Below are 15309 nucleotides of genomic sequence, written 5' to 3' on the forward strand. Positions count from 1 at the left end.
TACGCGGTGGCGCGGGAGGCCGGGTCGCCTCGCCGCGGCGTCCGTGGGTCGGCAACGCCTGGGGGCGGCGGCGTGGCGCGGTCACCGCATGGGGCGCTCCGAGGGGCGCAGCGCGTGGGTGAGCGCGTCGAACGCGCGGTGCGCGCTCTCGTCGTCGAGCACGGCCCGGTCCCACACCATCCGCAGGCGGATCTCCGCCCCCTGGGTGACGGAGACGGCGAAGGGGCCGCGGACGGGTCTGCCGTCGACATGGACCTCCCGGCCCTCGACACCGGCCAGTACGAGCGGCGGACGACGGCTGTCGTCGTCCACGGTGAGCAGTCCGTCGAGCCCTCCGGTCCAGGCCGAGCCGGCGGCCCGCGCGGCGGTCACGACGGCGTCGAACGGTACGTCGGCCCGGTCGAGGTCGTCCCACCAGGCGTCGGCCGTCGCCTCCCGGTCGGTGCCGCTGCCCGGTCCCTCCGCCTGCCCGGTGTCGGCCGGGAAGACGAGCGTGTTCAGGAAGCAGCCGACGACCGGCTCCGCGCCCGGGGGCCGGCCGCCCCAGGGGTAGCCCAGCGGGACCGTGCGGCCGGGGCCGTACAGTTCGCGGGCCGCGGAGCGGCAGGCGTCGAGCAGTGCGGGGAAGGACACGCCGCCGTCGTGCGCGGGCAGCCGGGCCTGCGCGGCGCCGCTGGGCCGGGCGCCCTCGGGGACGCGGGCCGGGACGCGCGCCGGGGCGTGGACCCGCAGCGCGCGCAGTCGGCCGGCCCAGTAGGCGGCCGCCTCGGGCGTATCCGCCCTTTCCTCGGCGGCGAGTTGGCTCAGGACCGCGACGCGGTAGGCCATGAGTTCGGCGTCCGTCTCCGCCGGTGCGACGGGGGAACCGATGGCCTCCTCGCTGTAGGAGGCGCCGAGTTCGTCGACGATCCGCGCCAGGGAGCGGCCGTCGCAGACGGCGTGGTCCAGGGCGACGGCGAGGATCTCCTCCTCGTGCTCCTCGTCGCGTACGAGGAAGAGCCTCAAGGGGGGACCCTGGCCGTCCCAGGAGTCCAGCGCGCGACGCAGCGCGTCGGCGGCCGACTCGCCCGGCAGGAGGGCCGGGCGCGCCAGGTCGACGTCCGGGTCGGCGACGCGCAGGACGGGTGTGCCGCGGGTGACGGCGGGCCGTGAGCGCAGGGCCGTGTGCCGTGCGGCGAGCCTGGACGCCGCTGCCCGCAGGCGTTCGGGGTCGACGGTTCCGTACGGGAACGCGAAGAACATCGGCACCAGGTCGGGGCGTCCGGACGGGTCCAGCGAACGCACCAGCAGGAAGCGGCGCTGCGCTCCGGTGACCGGTAGTACGGTGTCGGACCGGTCGCCGGTGAGGCGCCGGTAGCGGGCGAGGTACTGACTCGTGATGCTGAGCACGTGGTCCTCTTCGTCGTTGCCGCAGTCGCGCGGACGGGTGGCGCGGCCCCTGCGGACGGAGCGGTCAGGGGGTGGGCGCGGGGGTGGGACGTTCGTCACCGTCGGCGGTGGCGGTGGCGGTGGCGCGCGGTCCCCCGGGTTCGGCGCCGGCGTCCCCGTCGTCGTGCGGTCCGGGCAGGTCCCGCATGCGGCGCAGCGGGGAGAACAGCAGCGGCAGGGGTACGGCGAGGATGCCGACGGCGCACCAGGCGAGGGCCGTGCGCGATCCGTAGGACTGGGCGAGGGCTCCGCCGAGGAGGGCGCCCAGCGGCAGGGTGCCCCACATGAGGAAGCGCAGGGTGGCGTTCATCCGGCCGAGCAGCCGCGGCGGGCACATGCCCTGGCGGAAGCTGACCTGGGTGACGTTGTAGACGACCGCGCCGAAGGAGACGACCGCCGATCCGGCGGCGAACAGGACGGCTCCGAGCAGCCCGTGCCCGGACAGGGGCCACAGCAGCGCGAACGGGCCGGTCACGAGAACGGACAGGAGCATGACCCGGGCCTGCCCCAGGCCGGCCGCGAGGCGTCCGGCGCACACGGCGCCCAGGAGACCTCCCACGGCCGACGCGGACAGCACCAGTCCGAGCCCGCCGGCCCGCAGTCCGACGACACGGACGAGGTGCACGGTCTGGGTCGCCATGAGGACGGCCGTGCAGAAGTTGGCGAGGCCGGTCGTCAGGGCGATGACGCGGAGCAGCGGATGGCCGAAGACGAAGCGGACGCCCTCGCCGATCTCCTTGCGCAGGGAGGCTCCCGCGGCCGCGGGCTCGGGTGCTTCCTCGGTCCGCCCGACGCGCTGGAGGAAGAGGGCGGAGAGCAGGTAGCCGACGGCGTCGACGATGACCGCGAACTGCGCCCCGACGAGCTGGACGAGTCCGCCGCCGATCCCGGGACCGGTCACGTGGGCGGTGGAACGGACCGTCTCCAGGGCGCCGTTGCCGGCCACGAGCTGGTCGCGGGGCAGGATCTGCGGGAGGTAGCTCTGGTGCGCGACGTCGAAGAACACGGTGGCCACGCCGGTCACGAGAGCGACCACGTAGAGCTGGGCCATGGTCAGGGCGTCGACGAGGGCGGCAGCGGGGATGCCGGCCATGGCCACGGCGCGCAGCAGGTCCGCGCGGATCATCAGGGGACGCTTGCGCATCCGGTCGGTGAGCGCTCCGGCGGGCAGGCCCACGAGCAGGAAGGCGGCGGTCTCAGCGGCGGTCAGGAGGCCCACCTGGAAGGCGGGAGCGTCGAGTTCGAGGACGGCCACCAGCGGCAGTGCCACCAGGGTCACTTGTGCACCGAGCTGTCCGGTGGCGGCTCCCGCGAGTAGCAGTCGGAAGTCGCGCAGGCGCAGAGGGCCACCGGGGGTGGCTCGGGATGTGTCGGACATGTGAACGACATTCACGGACCCATCGCTCAACAGTCAAAGTAAACCTGTCGCTTTCGGACTTGTTTTGCTGCATTGCGGTCACAGATCGGGAAATTTTGCGTACCAACCGGGATGCGGCCGCGTTAATTCCGGTTGGTTGCGTATGCGGCGTGGGGTGGACGGGGCAAGGGGGGACCGGGGTGCAACGAGCCGTCGAGCGGCGCCACTTACCCTGAGTAACGGATTCCATCCTGGCCGAAAAGACCCACCCCCGGCCGCACTCCCGCGGAGCCATCCATTCCGTCCGCTATGCGGACGGCCGGCGCCGCTCAGCAGCCACGTCCCGCCCCGCGGCGGGAACCCCGGCCGGGGCCACGCAGCACCTCCGGGCGTCCCGCCCCGCCCGGTCGGCGCCGGCCGCGGTCCTGCGCGCGCGGAGGTCGCGCCGACGCCGGGCGCACGCGGAGCCGTTCTTCCGGCCGGCCGCCCCGGGTGAGGAGGCGGTGCGCTTCACCAGCGCCTCGCGCGCCGGTCGCTGCCCTGTGGCGTCGAGGTGCGCATGTAGCACGCCCTGGACGTCCTTGGACGCTTCGCTTCGAAGACCGCGTGCTTCTGGTCGCCGACACGTGCGGTCATGGTTACCGCAGCGGGGCGTGCGAGGCGTGGATGCCGGGGTGGACCCCAACCCGCACCAGCGCCAGCGCGGGGACGCAGCCCAGCAGGCTCAGGCAGGCCCACCACTGCCAGGCCGCGCCGTCGAACCAGTAGGCGACGGCAGCCGGGACGAGCGGCAGGACGGGGACGGGTGCCAGGTGCCACAGAATGCGCCTGCCGGGCAGCTTCCGAGCCAGGGCTTCACCGATCAAGGCGGTCGGAGTGGCGAACAGTACGGCCTGGACCAGTCCCAGGAGGGCGCTGAGAAGGGCGAGCCACACCAGCGAGTACAGCCAGTCGCTGGACTCGACCGGCAGGCCTTCGGTGACCAGGGACAATGCGATCAGTACGATGCCGATGGCCGCGTACTGCGCTGCTGCCGCATACCCCGCGACGTACAGGGCCCGCCTGCTCGTGAGCCTCCGCACCACTGCGCACCCCCCGGCTTGCTCGGGAGGCCCCGGGCAGTCTCAAAAATGAACACGTTCAATCATTCGCCAGAGTACACCCCGGGCAGGTGCCGCGGTCGGGGGCCGGTGCTGCCGCGCACGCGTGAGCCCGCGTACCGCCCGGACGGAGCGTGGTGCCCTCATGATCGACAGCACCCAAGTCCGCGATGCATTGCGCATTTTCTATGCGATATTCGCATTTCATCGGCTAGTCTTGCGTCATGGTGATGGGTACGGAAGAACTGTTGAGGCTCACGGTCGCCGCGTTGATGGCGCGTACCGGTGAGCGTCAGAACGTCGTCGCCGAGGCCCTGGGCCTGTCGCAGGCCCAGGTCTCCCGCAAACAGGCGGGGCGTCAGCACTGGTCGCTGGAGGACGTCGACGGCCTGGCCGCCCACTACCGTCTGCACGTCCTCGACCTCCTCGCCGGCCCGACCCACGCCGTCGGCGTGCTGCACGGCTCGATTCCCGCTCTGCGCCCCCTCGACGTCGCCGCCCCACCCCGAGCCCCGCAGCTCTCTCTCCCGGCCGTCCAACTCCCCGCCCAGCCCCCGCAGCCCGCCCCATCCGCGCCCGACCCGGTGGCGGCCGCGCCCGCAATGTCCTGTGTGCTGTGCGGGCAGCCGTGCAGCGAGGAGGTCGACGGGTTCCCGCAGCATCTGAGCGCCGAGGAGTGCGCGGCCGCCGTCGCCGCCGCGACCCCGGCCCCGGTGGCACCCGTTCCGCAGCAGCTCCCTGCCGAGCCCCCCACCCCGGAACCCGCGGCGGGAGCCACGGCTGAGCCCGTAGCCCCCACACCCACGCCCGCACCCGCACCCGAGCCCGAGCCGGGGGTCGAGCCCGAGCCCGAGACGGGGGTCGAGCCTGTGTTGGCGCCGGCGCGGACGGGGCCGGCCGCGCGGGGGCCGCGGGCGTACGCGTCCGGGGTGCTGGTCGACGAGATCACGGGCCGGGTGCAAGAGGTCCTGGAAGAGTGCTCGGGGGACCTGGAGGCCGCGCAGGCCGTGCTCATCAAGGCCGCGATCCCCGACGTCATGAAGTACTTCAAAGAATCGAGGGTCGGCGGCCGGTACGAGCATTCGGAGTTCCCCCCGACCGCCGACGTCTTGCGCAAGCGTTCCCAGAAGGGCGCGGACGAGATCTGGGAGGGTCGTCCGAAGTGGCGTAATCGCACCGTCTTCCAGGCGGCGAAGAAGGGCGCGGAGTTCGAGGTGACGGCCCTGGACATGAACGCCGCCTACCTGTCGGCATTCAAGTGCTGGCTCCCGATCGGCCAACTCCGCGAGGACACCAGCGGCGTCCACGACCGGAAGAAGGCGGGCGTCCACCTCATCACCCCCGCCGAGTGGGAGCACACCGACCTGCCCGACCCGCTGGGCAACCGGATGGAGCCGGGGGAGCTGTGGGTGACCGAATCCACCCTCCGCCTCCTCCTCGACTGCGCCCGCGACGGCCTCGCCGATGCCCCCACCCTTCACCGTTCCCTCGTCTCCGGCGGCACCGAAGTCCTCCTGGAGAAACTCCGCCGGGCGCTGGCCGAGGTGCGCAAAACCGCTCTCGCCGAGGGCGACGAACTGACCGTCAACTACGTGAAATCCATGTACTCCAAGCTGGTTTCCACCCTGGGTGAGTCCACCGCGAATCGTGAGATGCGCCGTCCTGACTGGATGCACATCATGCGCGCGAAAGCGTTCGCGAATCTGTGGATGAAAGCGAATAAGATCCACAAGGCCGGATTGCAGGTCGTGGAAATCTCCGGCACGGACGAGCTCCACGTCGTCGGCGACTGGCGGACGGTCTTCGCCGAGGGCCGCGACCTGAACCAGGTGAAGGAGAAGCAGACGTACATGCTCGGGGGTAAGCGCTGATGGCGGGATCAGAGGATTTGTGGGCCCGCTGGGGCGAGTGGCAGCGCCACGACGCCCGCGGCGTGAAGGGCGGCGAGGCCCTCATCGTCGAGCTGAACCGGATCGTGCACTCCTCCGGCATCGTCTCGCCCGTCACCTCCCGTCGAGGCCTGGCCGCCCGCCTGCGCTACCTCGACAGCCCCGCCGGCCGCGAGGCGCTGGCCGAACAGGGCGTCACGGCCCGCACGGTGCGGTCCTGGATGCGCGGCAAGGCCACCCCCTCCGCGGCGTCCAGGGAGCGGATCGACGCGGCGTACTGGTGGCGCCGGCGGGAGAACCTGATCCGCTCCGGCTGGCTCGTCCGGCACCTCGACAACGACGGCCGGGGTCGCCGGATGGAGATCTACCCGGTCGACCAGAGCCACGTCGACGCCAAGTACAGCCGCCCCCTGAGCGACCGGTCCATCATGGTCCGGTACATCTGGTCGGACCTGGTCGACGCCTGGGCGGCTCGCGACGAGGCGATGGTGGACGAGATCTGGGACGACGTCATCACCGACCTCGACTCCGACTACGCCGCCTACGCCTACGTCTCCTCCGTCGGCATCGGAGCCTGATCCCACCCTGATCCACACACCGCCCGCCGAGCGGGACCTCATCGGAGCCCGACCCACTTCCCCGGCCGCGCACACCCGCGCGCTGCGGGAACCGGCAACGGGCCGTTCCGGCTGTTCGCCCTGCCGGACACAGTGGTCCTGTCAGTGGCTCCTCCTACGGTGTGGTCCATGAGCATGATCGGGCAGTACCTCCGTCTCACCCCGGCCGAACTCGAGCGTGCATTGCACGACCCCGACTGGGCGGCGGAACACGCGTACGCGCTGTACGACCGCGACGACGCGGCCGCCGACGCACGGGTGCACGAGACCGACAAGGCATGGCAGGCCCTCGACTTCCTGCTGAGCCGGCGCGGCTTCCCGGTGGACGTGGTCTTCGGAGAGGCGGACATGCCCTGGCCGCAGGGTGAGGACTGGGGATACGGCCCGCCCCGGCTCCTCACCGCGGACCGGGTACGCGCCGCGGTGGACGCCCTGGAGGCCCACGCTCCCGACACCCTGACCGACGGTGTCACCCCGGCCGATCTGGCCGCCGCGAACGTCTACCCGCAGATCATCTGGGAACGCGGCGAGGAACCGGACTGGGTCGCCGCCCACTGGGCCGACCTCGCGGAGTACCTGCGCGCAGCGGCCCGGGAAGGCGACGCGATGCTCCTCTGGATCTCCTGAGCCGAGCCGGTCGTTCCTTTCCCGCAGGGCCATCTCGAGTACGCCCCGGAGCGCCCAGGCCATGGCCGATGCTGCCGTCGCCGCGGCCGAGGCCCAGCACACCGCCGTGACCCGCAAGAGCACGGCTGCGGCCCAGGTCATCGCCTGCACCGGCGGCGACCTGGCTGCCTTCGGCAGCGCGAGCCGGTTCGCCGGCGTCGCCGGTCTCGCACCGGTCCCACGGGACTGCGGTCGCATCAGCGGCAACATGCGCCGACCACACCGCCAACCACCGCCGGCTCCTGCGCGTCTTCTACCTCTTCGCCCGGATCGCCGCCCGCTTCCTGCCCCCAGGACGCCTCCCTGGCCCCAGCCGATCCCGGCGAGCCGGTCCCACCCCCGAACCCCGGTTCAGGGCGCGGGGGAGTGGGAGGTACCCCCGCCTCCCGCTACGGTGCGAGCGAGCTCGCCCGATCCGGCTCAGGCCTGTGCCCAGGCCCGTAGGAGGGCTTCGCGCTCGGACGGTTTCGGTGTGTCATCGCCGTGGTCCCGGCTCCAGGTCATGAGGGTGCGGGGGTCTGCCGTGCCCTCCCGGAAGCGGGTCAGCAGGCCCTGGGACAGGGCGATCTCCTGGGAGGTGTAGCCCCAGGTCGCTGCCGACACCTGCACCTCCTCCGTACCGTCCCGCGTCTCCAGGACCAGGAACATCTGTGGCGGACCCTCGCCGTCGTAGCTCGACCCCAGCGTGACCACCGCTTCCAGCACAGCCGCCAGGAAGCGGCCCGCACCCCTGGTCGGGCCCTCCACGGGAGCGGCCTCCACGCCCGCGGAGCGCAGGCTCGCCCACGGCCACGCTCGGACGCCGTCCGGGCCGCGCGCCCGTACCCCTTCGGAGCTGATATGGGCGCAGTGTCCCTCCGCGTTCGGCGGGGAACCCACGTACACCGAGTCCTCGGTGATCCAGAACAGTCCTACCATCGCCACGGCTGCCTCCTGCTGTGCGTGCCCGTCCGCCCTGAGCTGCGGTTCGTGGTTCCAGTAGGCCCCACCCCGCACGGGTGGGGCACGACCCTCGATCTCGGGGCTTGACCGTCCGAGGGAACGGTGCCTACGTCCTCGCATCGGGGCGGTCCGGCCTAACCCGCGGACACGGCCCGGACACGGCCGGCCCATCGCAGGAGGACTGGCCTCCTCAACCCCCACCGGCTGCGGCGTTCCCGCGTCGCAGCCCGTGCCACCACCGGCTCGGAGGCCGTCGGGTGGACATGGCCAGCGCCGTATCCAGCGCGTTGCGGGTGCGCAAGGTGTGCGTGTGCTCGTCGCCCAGGATGCGGAGGCGGTCATCGAGGGTTCGGCGCAGCAGGTCTATCGCCTCGGCCTGCTCACCTGCGCTGGTCAAAGCGAGAGCGAGGTTGTGGCGACTGGAAAGGGTGTCCGGGTGCTCGGGGCCCAGGATGCGGGTGCGGTCCTCCAGGGTCTGCCGGTGCGTTCGCGCCGCTTGTGCGTGCTCGCCCATCCCGTCCAGGGCGAGACCGAGGCTGTCCCGGCTCGCCAGCGTGTGCGGATGCTCGTCGCCCAGGATGCGGGCGTGGTCGTTGAGCGCCTGCCGCAGCAGCTGTATCGCTTCCGTCTGCTCACCTGCCCTGGTCAGGGCGCCGGCGAGGTTGTGGCGGCTGAGCAGGGTGAGGTGGTGCTCGGGGCCCAGGACACGGATGCGGTCGTCAAGGGTGCGCCGGTGCATGCGTACTGCTTGTGCGTGCTCGCCCATCCCGTCCAGGGCGAGACCGAGGCTGTCCCGGACGGCCAGGGTATGCGGATGATCAGGGCCCAGGACACGGGTACGGTCGTCGAGGGTCTGCCGCAGCAGACCCACCGCTTCGGCATGCTCACCCGTCCCGTCCAAAGCGCATGCGAGATCATTGCGGCTGGTCAACGTATCGGTGTGCACGGGGCCCAGAACGCGGGCGCGGTCGTCCAGGGTCTGCCGCAGCAGGCGTATCGCCTCGGCCGGCTCTCCCATTCCGAACAAGGCGTTGCCCAGGTCGTTGCGGCTGGTCAAGGTATCGGGATGTTCGGGGCCCAGCACGCGGGTCTCGACGTCGAGGACCCGTTCATGCAGCAGGCGCGCCGCACCGAAAGCGCCGGCACTCTGCAGCACCTGCGCCAGGGCGTCGAGGGTGGCGTGGTGGTCCGTGGCGGTGCGCGGGTCCGCGTAGTCGAGCAGCAGCGGCACGTGCGGGGCGAGGAGCACGGCTGCCGGCCAACCGGCGCGCCCGCGCTGGTCGGCCTCATGCACGGCCGTGGTCAGCCGCTCGGCAAGGGCCCGGTGCCACACGGCGAGATCGGAGGTCTCGGCCGTGAGGGCCACAGCGTTGATCTCTCGGATCAGGGGATGCAGCGCCACCTGCGTCCCCTCGCTGCTGCCCGGAGCCGGGCCGGTGCTGCCGGGAGAGGGGGGCAGGCCGAGGAGACCGTAACGGTGCAGGCCGGCGAACGCGGCTTCCAGGGCCGGCGCGTCGACGTCGTGTCCGGTGACGACGGACAGCAGGTCCGGGGTGATCAGGTACAGGGGGACGGGGGCCTGAGTCAGCAGGGCCAGCAGTCGTAACAATGGTCGGGCCACAGCGTCGCCCTCCGCGGCGAGCTGGTCCAAGGACACCTCCCAGGTGTGCCGCACCACGGCGCGGGCGACCTGCGGATGGGAGGCATTCGGGTGGGCCGCTCCCAACAAGGACCGCAGTTCCTGTTCCAGGGCCTGGTGGTAGGCGGCAAAGGTGCGGTAGCGGCTGGTGGGTTCGGCCAGATAGCTGCCTGCCGCGTGCAACGCCAGTGGCAGCCCGCCCAGTCGCGCCGCCAGCTCCCGGGCCCGCTCGGCGGTGCCGGCTGCGGGAGCGGCGTCCAGCAGGACCTGCCCCGCAGCCGGCACCGGCAACGGCTCCAGCGGCAGCAGCCGTGCGCACGGGCCCCAGGTCTGCTCGCTGCCGTCCCGGCTGGTCACCACCAGCAGGCCCCGGCCGTGAGGACGGATCCAGCCCCGGTAGTCGGCCACCGGCTCCCCTGCCGGGCCGATCTCGTGCGGCTCGTCGGCGTTGTCCACCACCAGCAGCCACCGCCGCACCCGGCCCAACTGTCGCCACACCACATCCGGCAGGCTCGCCTGCCCCGCTCGCGCGGCCTCCAGCTCTGCCTCCGGCAGGCCGCAGGCCAGCGCCGCCTGCACCATCTGCTGCGTCAGCTCGGCGCCGTCGCGCCAACGCACCCAGAACACTCGCCAGCCCGCCGCCTCGGCCTGGGTGGCCAGTTGCGCGGCCACCGTTGTCTTGCCCATCCCGCCGACCGCGCACAGCACCGCGAACCGGCCTTGTGGCCGCCGAAGCATGCCTGCCAGCACGGCGAGTTCTCCCTCACGCCCCCGCACGCGCTGAACATGCGGGGGGCGTAACGAAGCCTGCCGGCCGCGGGCCGGTCGGCTCACCGGTGCCGGCCGCGCCGGGGGCCCTGCTGCCGCATCCAGATGCCGGCCCCACAGCAACAGCCCGATGCTGACCGCCACCAGCACGGCGAAGACCGGCCAGATCACCCACGCCTGTGCTGCCCAGCCGGGCACCGCTTCACTGGCGTAGTTGGTCACCGGCCCCAGCACGGCCGCCACCAAAGCGGTCCCTCCCGCTACCGCCGACCCGGCCCACGCACCCCGTCCACGCCTCATGGTCCGCCACCCCCGTCCACCGTCACCGGAATGCTCCCGCCTGGATCGCGTCCACGGAAGGTCGCGGGTGGGAGCGCACGCATCGCGGTCTCGGCGTGTTCCGTGCCCGGGCAGGTCAGGGCGCCGTCCGCCGTCCGTGGTACCGGCCGGACGCGGACGCTTGCGCGGCCTTGGCGGTGAGGACCTTGGGGGCCCACGGCGAGGGCCCGGGCGTGTCATGGAGGACGTGGCGACGCCGCCGCGCACTCGCGGCGCGCCGCGGACAGGCTCTGGGTGGGGCCGTAGAGCCAGTGGCGGTTGGCGTCGGGGTCGGGCGGGCCACCAGGGCGTTGCACAGCCGAGCGGGAGTGGCTGATGCGGGTCCTATCCGATGAGGCCGAGCCAGTAGCGGTACGTCGAGGCGAAGGGTTCGTCGCCACCACCGTCGCCTTCGCGGCGGACCCTGCTCAGCAACCACTCGCAGGTCTGCCGGGCCGCCTCGACAACGCCGTCGGGGTAGCCATAGCGCATCCGCCGTTCGGCGAACTGATCCTCGTCCTCGACATGGACCTCGCCACCCCGAGGTCGAACGACATCGAGATCGAGGTCCACCATGCTCACGACGGCCCCGTCCGCGGTCCATTCGGGAACCGTGCACACGTCGCAATACACCTCCGGACCCGGGTCCGCACTGAACGTGGCCGTCCACCACCCACCGCGCGGGACCAACATCACGAACGCGAACCGGCTCGGCTCCTCACCCGTCGAAGAACTGACGGGAACACCCTGCGCCGTGCCCAACCACATGCCGTGTTCGTCCTCGCCCAGCCGGACGGCAGTCCACCGCGCGCTCAGACTGCCGTCGTACTTCCGGACGTCGACCACCACGGAAGCGCCTTCTTCGACCATCCCAAGACGCTAACCCGACGAGGCCGCCAGGGTGCCCGCGCCACAACCGCGCGCCACAACCGCGCGACGCGTACGAGCTCGTGGTCGACGCGGTCGGGCTCACGCGGGCGAAGCCGGCAGTCGACTCAGGCCAGCAGGAGAGAGGACTCTGTGCAATCGTGCCGACCGGCGGTGTCCCTCGGCCGACAACTGCCCGGCAAGCGCTGACGTCGCAGGTCAGCAGCCTGCGCTGCGTTCATCCGCGCCAGTCACAGCCTCTGGTGTTGTTCGACGTTCAACCTGTCTGTTGAGCGCCGCCAGCTCCCCGCGTCAGTGTGAGAACCCCACTTCACCGCACCAAGTTGGGGCTCCCCTCTGTCCTTTTACAGGAGCAATGGATGACCATGCCCACCCCTGCCCCCGGCAACCACCAGCAGCCGGACGGCGCTCCCGTCCCCGAAGCGCCAGCGGTCGGTTTCACCCTTCCCGCTCCGTCGGAAGGCGGCGCCGACAAGCCCGCCGGTCAGCTCAACGCCAAGCACAAGACCGTTCTCGGCTGCGGAGGCATGGTCGCCCTCTTCCTCATCGTCACGATGATCGCAGCGGTGGTGTCGCCCTCCGAGGCAAAGCCCTCCGAGGCGAAGCCCACCCCCACCGTCACGGTCACTGTCACCGCGACTGTCACGGTCACCGCACCCCCGCCGGTAGCGGCCAAGGCGCCCGAAGCGTCACCGACGCCGGAAGCTGCGCCCCAGACGGCGCAAGTCCCGGATATGACCGGCAAGTCGGGCGATCTGCTCGTGGACGCCCTCAAGACGGCAGGGTTCGCCGACGGCTACAAGGCCACCTCGTTCCACGACGTCAGCGGCCAGGGACGCACTGTACTGCTCCTGACGAACTGGAAGATCTGCGACCAGGACCCCAAGAACAAGGCCGTACCTGTCACGGAGAAGATCTCGGTCGGCGTCGTCAAGTTCGGCGAGAGCTGCCCCTGACGTCATCCTTCGCGGCAGGCTCTGCGAGGAGCGGACGATTTCACCTTCCCGGCAGAAGTGCCGGGGACCGACCGCCGCCTCGGTCTGTCGGGGTCAAGGGGGCAGTGCGGTGCGCATGGCTGTCCGGCCGGTGTGGCGGGGTGGCCGGGCCGACCGACGGGGGGCGGGTGCTGCGCGCCCACCGTGACCGGATCAGGGCGTTGCTCGGCGCAGGGACAGGGCGAACGCGCAGCTGGTGACGGCGAGGACGACGATCGGCGGCACGGGGAGGAGCAGGACGGATATCGCCAAGCCCACCAGTGAGGCGACGAGGGCGATCCAGCCGAAGGCGGTGCGCCGTTCGATCAGTGCCGGGGCGTGCCGAGCGGCGGTGAGAGCGAGGAGCCCGCAGACGACGACGAACAGGGCCATGGCGAGGCTCATGCCCTCGACGACGTCGAGGGTGCTCCGTTCCAGACCGAGCAGGGTCGTGCTCGACTCCCGCATGGCTTCCGAGGAGGCTCGCTGCTGGGGGGTCGGATCGCCCAGCGCCGTCGCGGCCGTGAGGGAGAGGTGGCCCGTGCCCAGAAGGAGAAAGCCGCCGGCCCCGACTCTGAAGGGACGTAGCGGCTTGGGCCGGGGCCTGTGCTCGAGAACGGGTGTGACGGTTGCGTTCACCGTGGCTCCTTGAAGTCGAACGAAGCCATCCTCTACATCGGTAGAGGATGATGCCTCGCACTCTACACATGTAGAGGCCTGTGGGAGGGGAGTGCCCCAGCGCGCACAGCAGATCAGGTCGTTCTTACCGATCGCCGGGTCGTGGGTGATGCGTGTCGTCGACCGACGCGCGGTGGGCGAGGGTGGGATCACCGGCAGGTGATCGATGCGATCGCGATCAACCGCCGCACCTGGACGACGTGACGGTCCTGCCCGAGTGCCGGCCGGCGGTAGGTGTCCGCCCGCTGGGCGGTCCATGCTCGGAGCACCCAGGAGTGCGGGCGGCTGCTTCCGTACACCGGCGAAAGGCGTCGGCTCCGTAGCGCGACGAGTGTCGGATCATCACATGTCGCGGCGCGCAGGGATGTTGCGGCGCGCAGGGATGTGGCGGAGTCGGCCCGGGACACTCGTGGGACGGCGTGCGCTTCCCCGTGGTGGTGGGGGAAGCCGTGAGCCCGGGACGTCGCCCCGGGCCGCCCGGCCGCGGTGTCACCCGGGCGCCGGGGCCGGCCGACGGTCACGAGTACGGCGAGGCCTCAAGTTTCGCGATCGAGGGGGTGGTCACAGAGTCGACCGGCAGTGGTCTGTCAGGTCTCGTCCGGTAGAGGGGCGCGGCCTGCGGCCTTCCGCACCCTGGCCTCCAGCTCGTCGCGCTCCAGACCGATCGTCTCCGCGTAGTGGTCCAGGGCCGTATCCAGCAGCCACCAGGGCTCGCGCGCGTCCTCCCACGCGTCCCGCCAGGTCACCTGCTGTTCTTCGGTCCACTGAGCCGAGTCGCCGAGGTTCTCCTGAAGGCGCATCAACTCGGCGTGCGCATCGTCGGATGCTTCCTGCAGCTCGACCAGTTCGTCCAGCACGTCGGACAGTTCGATTTCCACGTCGGGATCCTAAGCGGCAAGGCCCTTCCGGCTCGCGGCAGGCCCGTGGGACGCCTCGGTCGGCCGCCTGGTGGAGAGCGGCTCATCTCCTCCCCGGGAACGCCTCCGCCGGCGCGGGCGGGGGCGTGACTCGGCCCGCCCGTGCCGTTGCCCCGCTGCCCGCTCGGGCGATCGGCCCGTTCTCGCGGGCCCACCGCCGGACGTCAAACACCTGGGCCGGCGGGCAGTCGGTGAAGGGCGGGGCTCAGGTGGATGCGCCGGTGAAGGGCGGGATTCAGGTGGATGCGCCCGGCCGGCAGCCGGGCGCATCGTGCCCATGGGTCGTGCGGGCCCGTCGGCCGTCTCAGTTACCGATGCCGGCGGTGCCGACGCCGGAGTTGCCGATGCCGTGACTGCCGATGCCCGTGTTCGCGATGCCCGCGTTGCCCAGCCCCCAGTTGGCGATGCCGGCGTTTCCTACGCCGTTGTTGAAGGCCCCGGCGTTTCCTACGCCGTCGTTGAAGACACCGGCGTTGCCGACGCCATGGTTGCCGATACCTGCGCTGCCCACCCCGTCGGCGCCGGCCGTACCGATGCCGACGGCGGCCACGACTGCCGCGCCACCCAGCACGGTCGCCACACGAAGAAGAGTCGTACGCATCCTGACATACCTCCTGCTCAGCGGATCTTTCCGCTCATATCCCTAACATACGGTCAGGCTGTGCAGGGGGACGCCGACTCCGGCGTGCCGTGCGGGGACCTCGTCCGACCGTGCGTGAGGGAGGGAAGGCGAGGGCCGTGACGGGAGCCTGAGCAGCCCATCTGGCGGGCGGTCGAGCTACACGTTGAATTCGAGGACGTGTTCGGAGGCGGCCGACCGGATGCTCGACCACCCGCAGATGTCGACCTCGGTCCATGTCCGGCTGCTCCGGGACAGCGGGACCACGCGCTGCCCACCCGGCCCCGGTCCGACGGCAGTTCGAGCACCAATTTTCGTACGTGGCAACGGGGGTTCGACAGGCGTGAACCGTCCTGCCATCCGGCTCGTCAGGCCTGCGAACGCCTCCTGCAAGCGGGCGGGGTCTACGCTGTGACCCGCGGCCACCGCATGATCGTTTGTCTCCACGCATCGATGATCAACGGGTGGTCGCACCCCTCTCCAAGCGCGTCGGACTCGCGCAGGTCCGC

The 15309-nt window shown here is 71.6% G+C and carries 13 protein-coding genes and 1 pseudogene; 5 read left to right on the plus strand and 9 right to left on the minus strand.

Annotated elements, in window-relative coordinates; translation table 11 throughout:
* Positions 1–81: 81 nt before the first annotated feature.
* The 3 genes from ACGFYY_RS16115 to ACGFYY_RS16125 all read right to left on the minus strand — a co-directional run bounded on the left by ACGFYY_RS16115 (position 82) and on the right by ACGFYY_RS16125 (position 3867).
* Positions 82–1389 (minus strand): condensation domain-containing protein, encoded by a 1308-nt coding sequence (locus ACGFYY_RS16115; RefSeq protein ID WP_393709836.1) that lies wholly within the window; start codon positions 1387–1389, stop codon positions 82–84.
* 64 nt (positions 1390–1453) lie between these two features.
* A complete protein-coding gene (locus ACGFYY_RS16120) occupies positions 1454–2806 on the minus strand; it encodes an MFS transporter (RefSeq protein WP_393709838.1) in 1353 nt (450 codons plus the stop codon).
* Between the two features lie 617 nt (positions 2807–3423).
* Positions 3424–3867 (minus strand): hypothetical protein, encoded by a 444-nt coding sequence (locus tag ACGFYY_RS16125; protein WP_393709840.1) that lies wholly within the window; start codon positions 3865–3867, stop codon positions 3424–3426.
* Between the two features lie 242 nt (positions 3868–4109).
* On the opposite strand from ACGFYY_RS16125, the gene ACGFYY_RS16130 reads away from it, so the two are divergent.
* The 4 genes and pseudogenes from ACGFYY_RS16130 to ACGFYY_RS16145 all read left to right on the plus strand — a co-directional run.
* Positions 4110–5756 (plus strand): helix-turn-helix domain-containing protein, encoded by a 1647-nt coding sequence (locus ACGFYY_RS16130; protein ID WP_393709842.1) that lies wholly within the window; start codon positions 4110–4112, stop codon positions 5754–5756.
* On the plus strand, positions 5756–6352 hold the full coding sequence (locus ACGFYY_RS16135) for a hypothetical protein (protein WP_393709844.1): 597 nt from the start codon (positions 5756–5758) through the stop codon (positions 6350–6352). The genes ACGFYY_RS16130 and ACGFYY_RS16135 overlap by 1 nt, the downstream gene beginning before the upstream one ends.
* Before the next feature lie 168 nt (positions 6353–6520).
* Positions 6521–7018: a YfbM family protein gene (locus tag ACGFYY_RS16140; RefSeq protein WP_393709846.1), complete on the plus strand. Its 498-nt coding sequence runs from the start codon at positions 6521–6523 to the stop codon at positions 7016–7018.
* A 130-nt stretch (positions 7019–7148) separates the two neighbouring features.
* Positions 7149–7356: pseudogene (locus ACGFYY_RS16145) on the plus strand (transposase); the annotation flags it as partial.
* 121 nt (positions 7357–7477) lie between these two features.
* Here ACGFYY_RS16145 and ACGFYY_RS16150 read toward each other — a convergent pair.
* The 3 genes from ACGFYY_RS16150 to ACGFYY_RS16160 form a co-directional block, all read right to left on the minus strand.
* Positions 7478–7981: a hypothetical protein gene (locus tag ACGFYY_RS16150; protein WP_393709848.1), complete on the minus strand. Its 504-nt coding sequence runs from the start codon at positions 7979–7981 to the stop codon at positions 7478–7480.
* 208 nt (positions 7982–8189) lie between these two features.
* On the minus strand, positions 8190–10649 hold the full coding sequence (gene fxsT, locus ACGFYY_RS16155; RefSeq protein WP_393709850.1) for an FxSxx-COOH system tetratricopeptide repeat protein: 2460 nt from the start codon (positions 10647–10649) through the stop codon (positions 8190–8192).
* A 420-nt stretch (positions 10650–11069) separates the two neighbouring features.
* Complete coding sequence (locus ACGFYY_RS16160; RefSeq protein WP_393709852.1) at positions 11070–11594, minus strand: DUF402 domain-containing protein; 525 nt, start codon at positions 11592–11594, stop codon at positions 11070–11072.
* Positions 11595–11971: 377 nt separating this feature from the next.
* Between ACGFYY_RS16160 and ACGFYY_RS16165 the strand changes: the two genes are divergently transcribed.
* A complete protein-coding gene (locus ACGFYY_RS16165) occupies positions 11972–12568 on the plus strand; it encodes a hypothetical protein (protein WP_393709854.1) in 597 nt (198 codons plus the stop codon).
* 192 nt (positions 12569–12760) lie between these two features.
* Here ACGFYY_RS16165 and ACGFYY_RS16170 read toward each other — a convergent pair whose 3' ends face one another.
* The 3 genes from ACGFYY_RS16170 to ACGFYY_RS16180 form a co-directional block, all read right to left on the minus strand.
* Positions 12761–13225, minus strand: coding sequence for a hypothetical protein (locus ACGFYY_RS16170; protein WP_393709856.1), 465 nt, complete (start codon positions 13223–13225; stop codon positions 12761–12763).
* 626 nt (positions 13226–13851) lie between these two features.
* Positions 13852–14142, minus strand: coding sequence for a hypothetical protein (locus ACGFYY_RS16175; RefSeq protein ID WP_393709858.1), 291 nt, complete (start codon positions 14140–14142; stop codon positions 13852–13854).
* A gap of 343 nt (positions 14143–14485) precedes the next feature.
* The gene (locus ACGFYY_RS16180) at positions 14486–14782 is read right to left on the minus strand and encodes a hypothetical protein (protein ID WP_393709860.1); all 297 of its coding nucleotides are present in this window, start codon (positions 14780–14782) and stop codon (positions 14486–14488) included.
* Positions 14783–15309: the final 527 nt, after the last annotated feature.

The organism is Streptomyces sp. NPDC048331, from assembly GCF_043201215.1.
Taxonomy (GTDB): domain Bacteria; phylum Actinomycetota; class Actinomycetes; order Streptomycetales; family Streptomycetaceae; genus Streptomyces.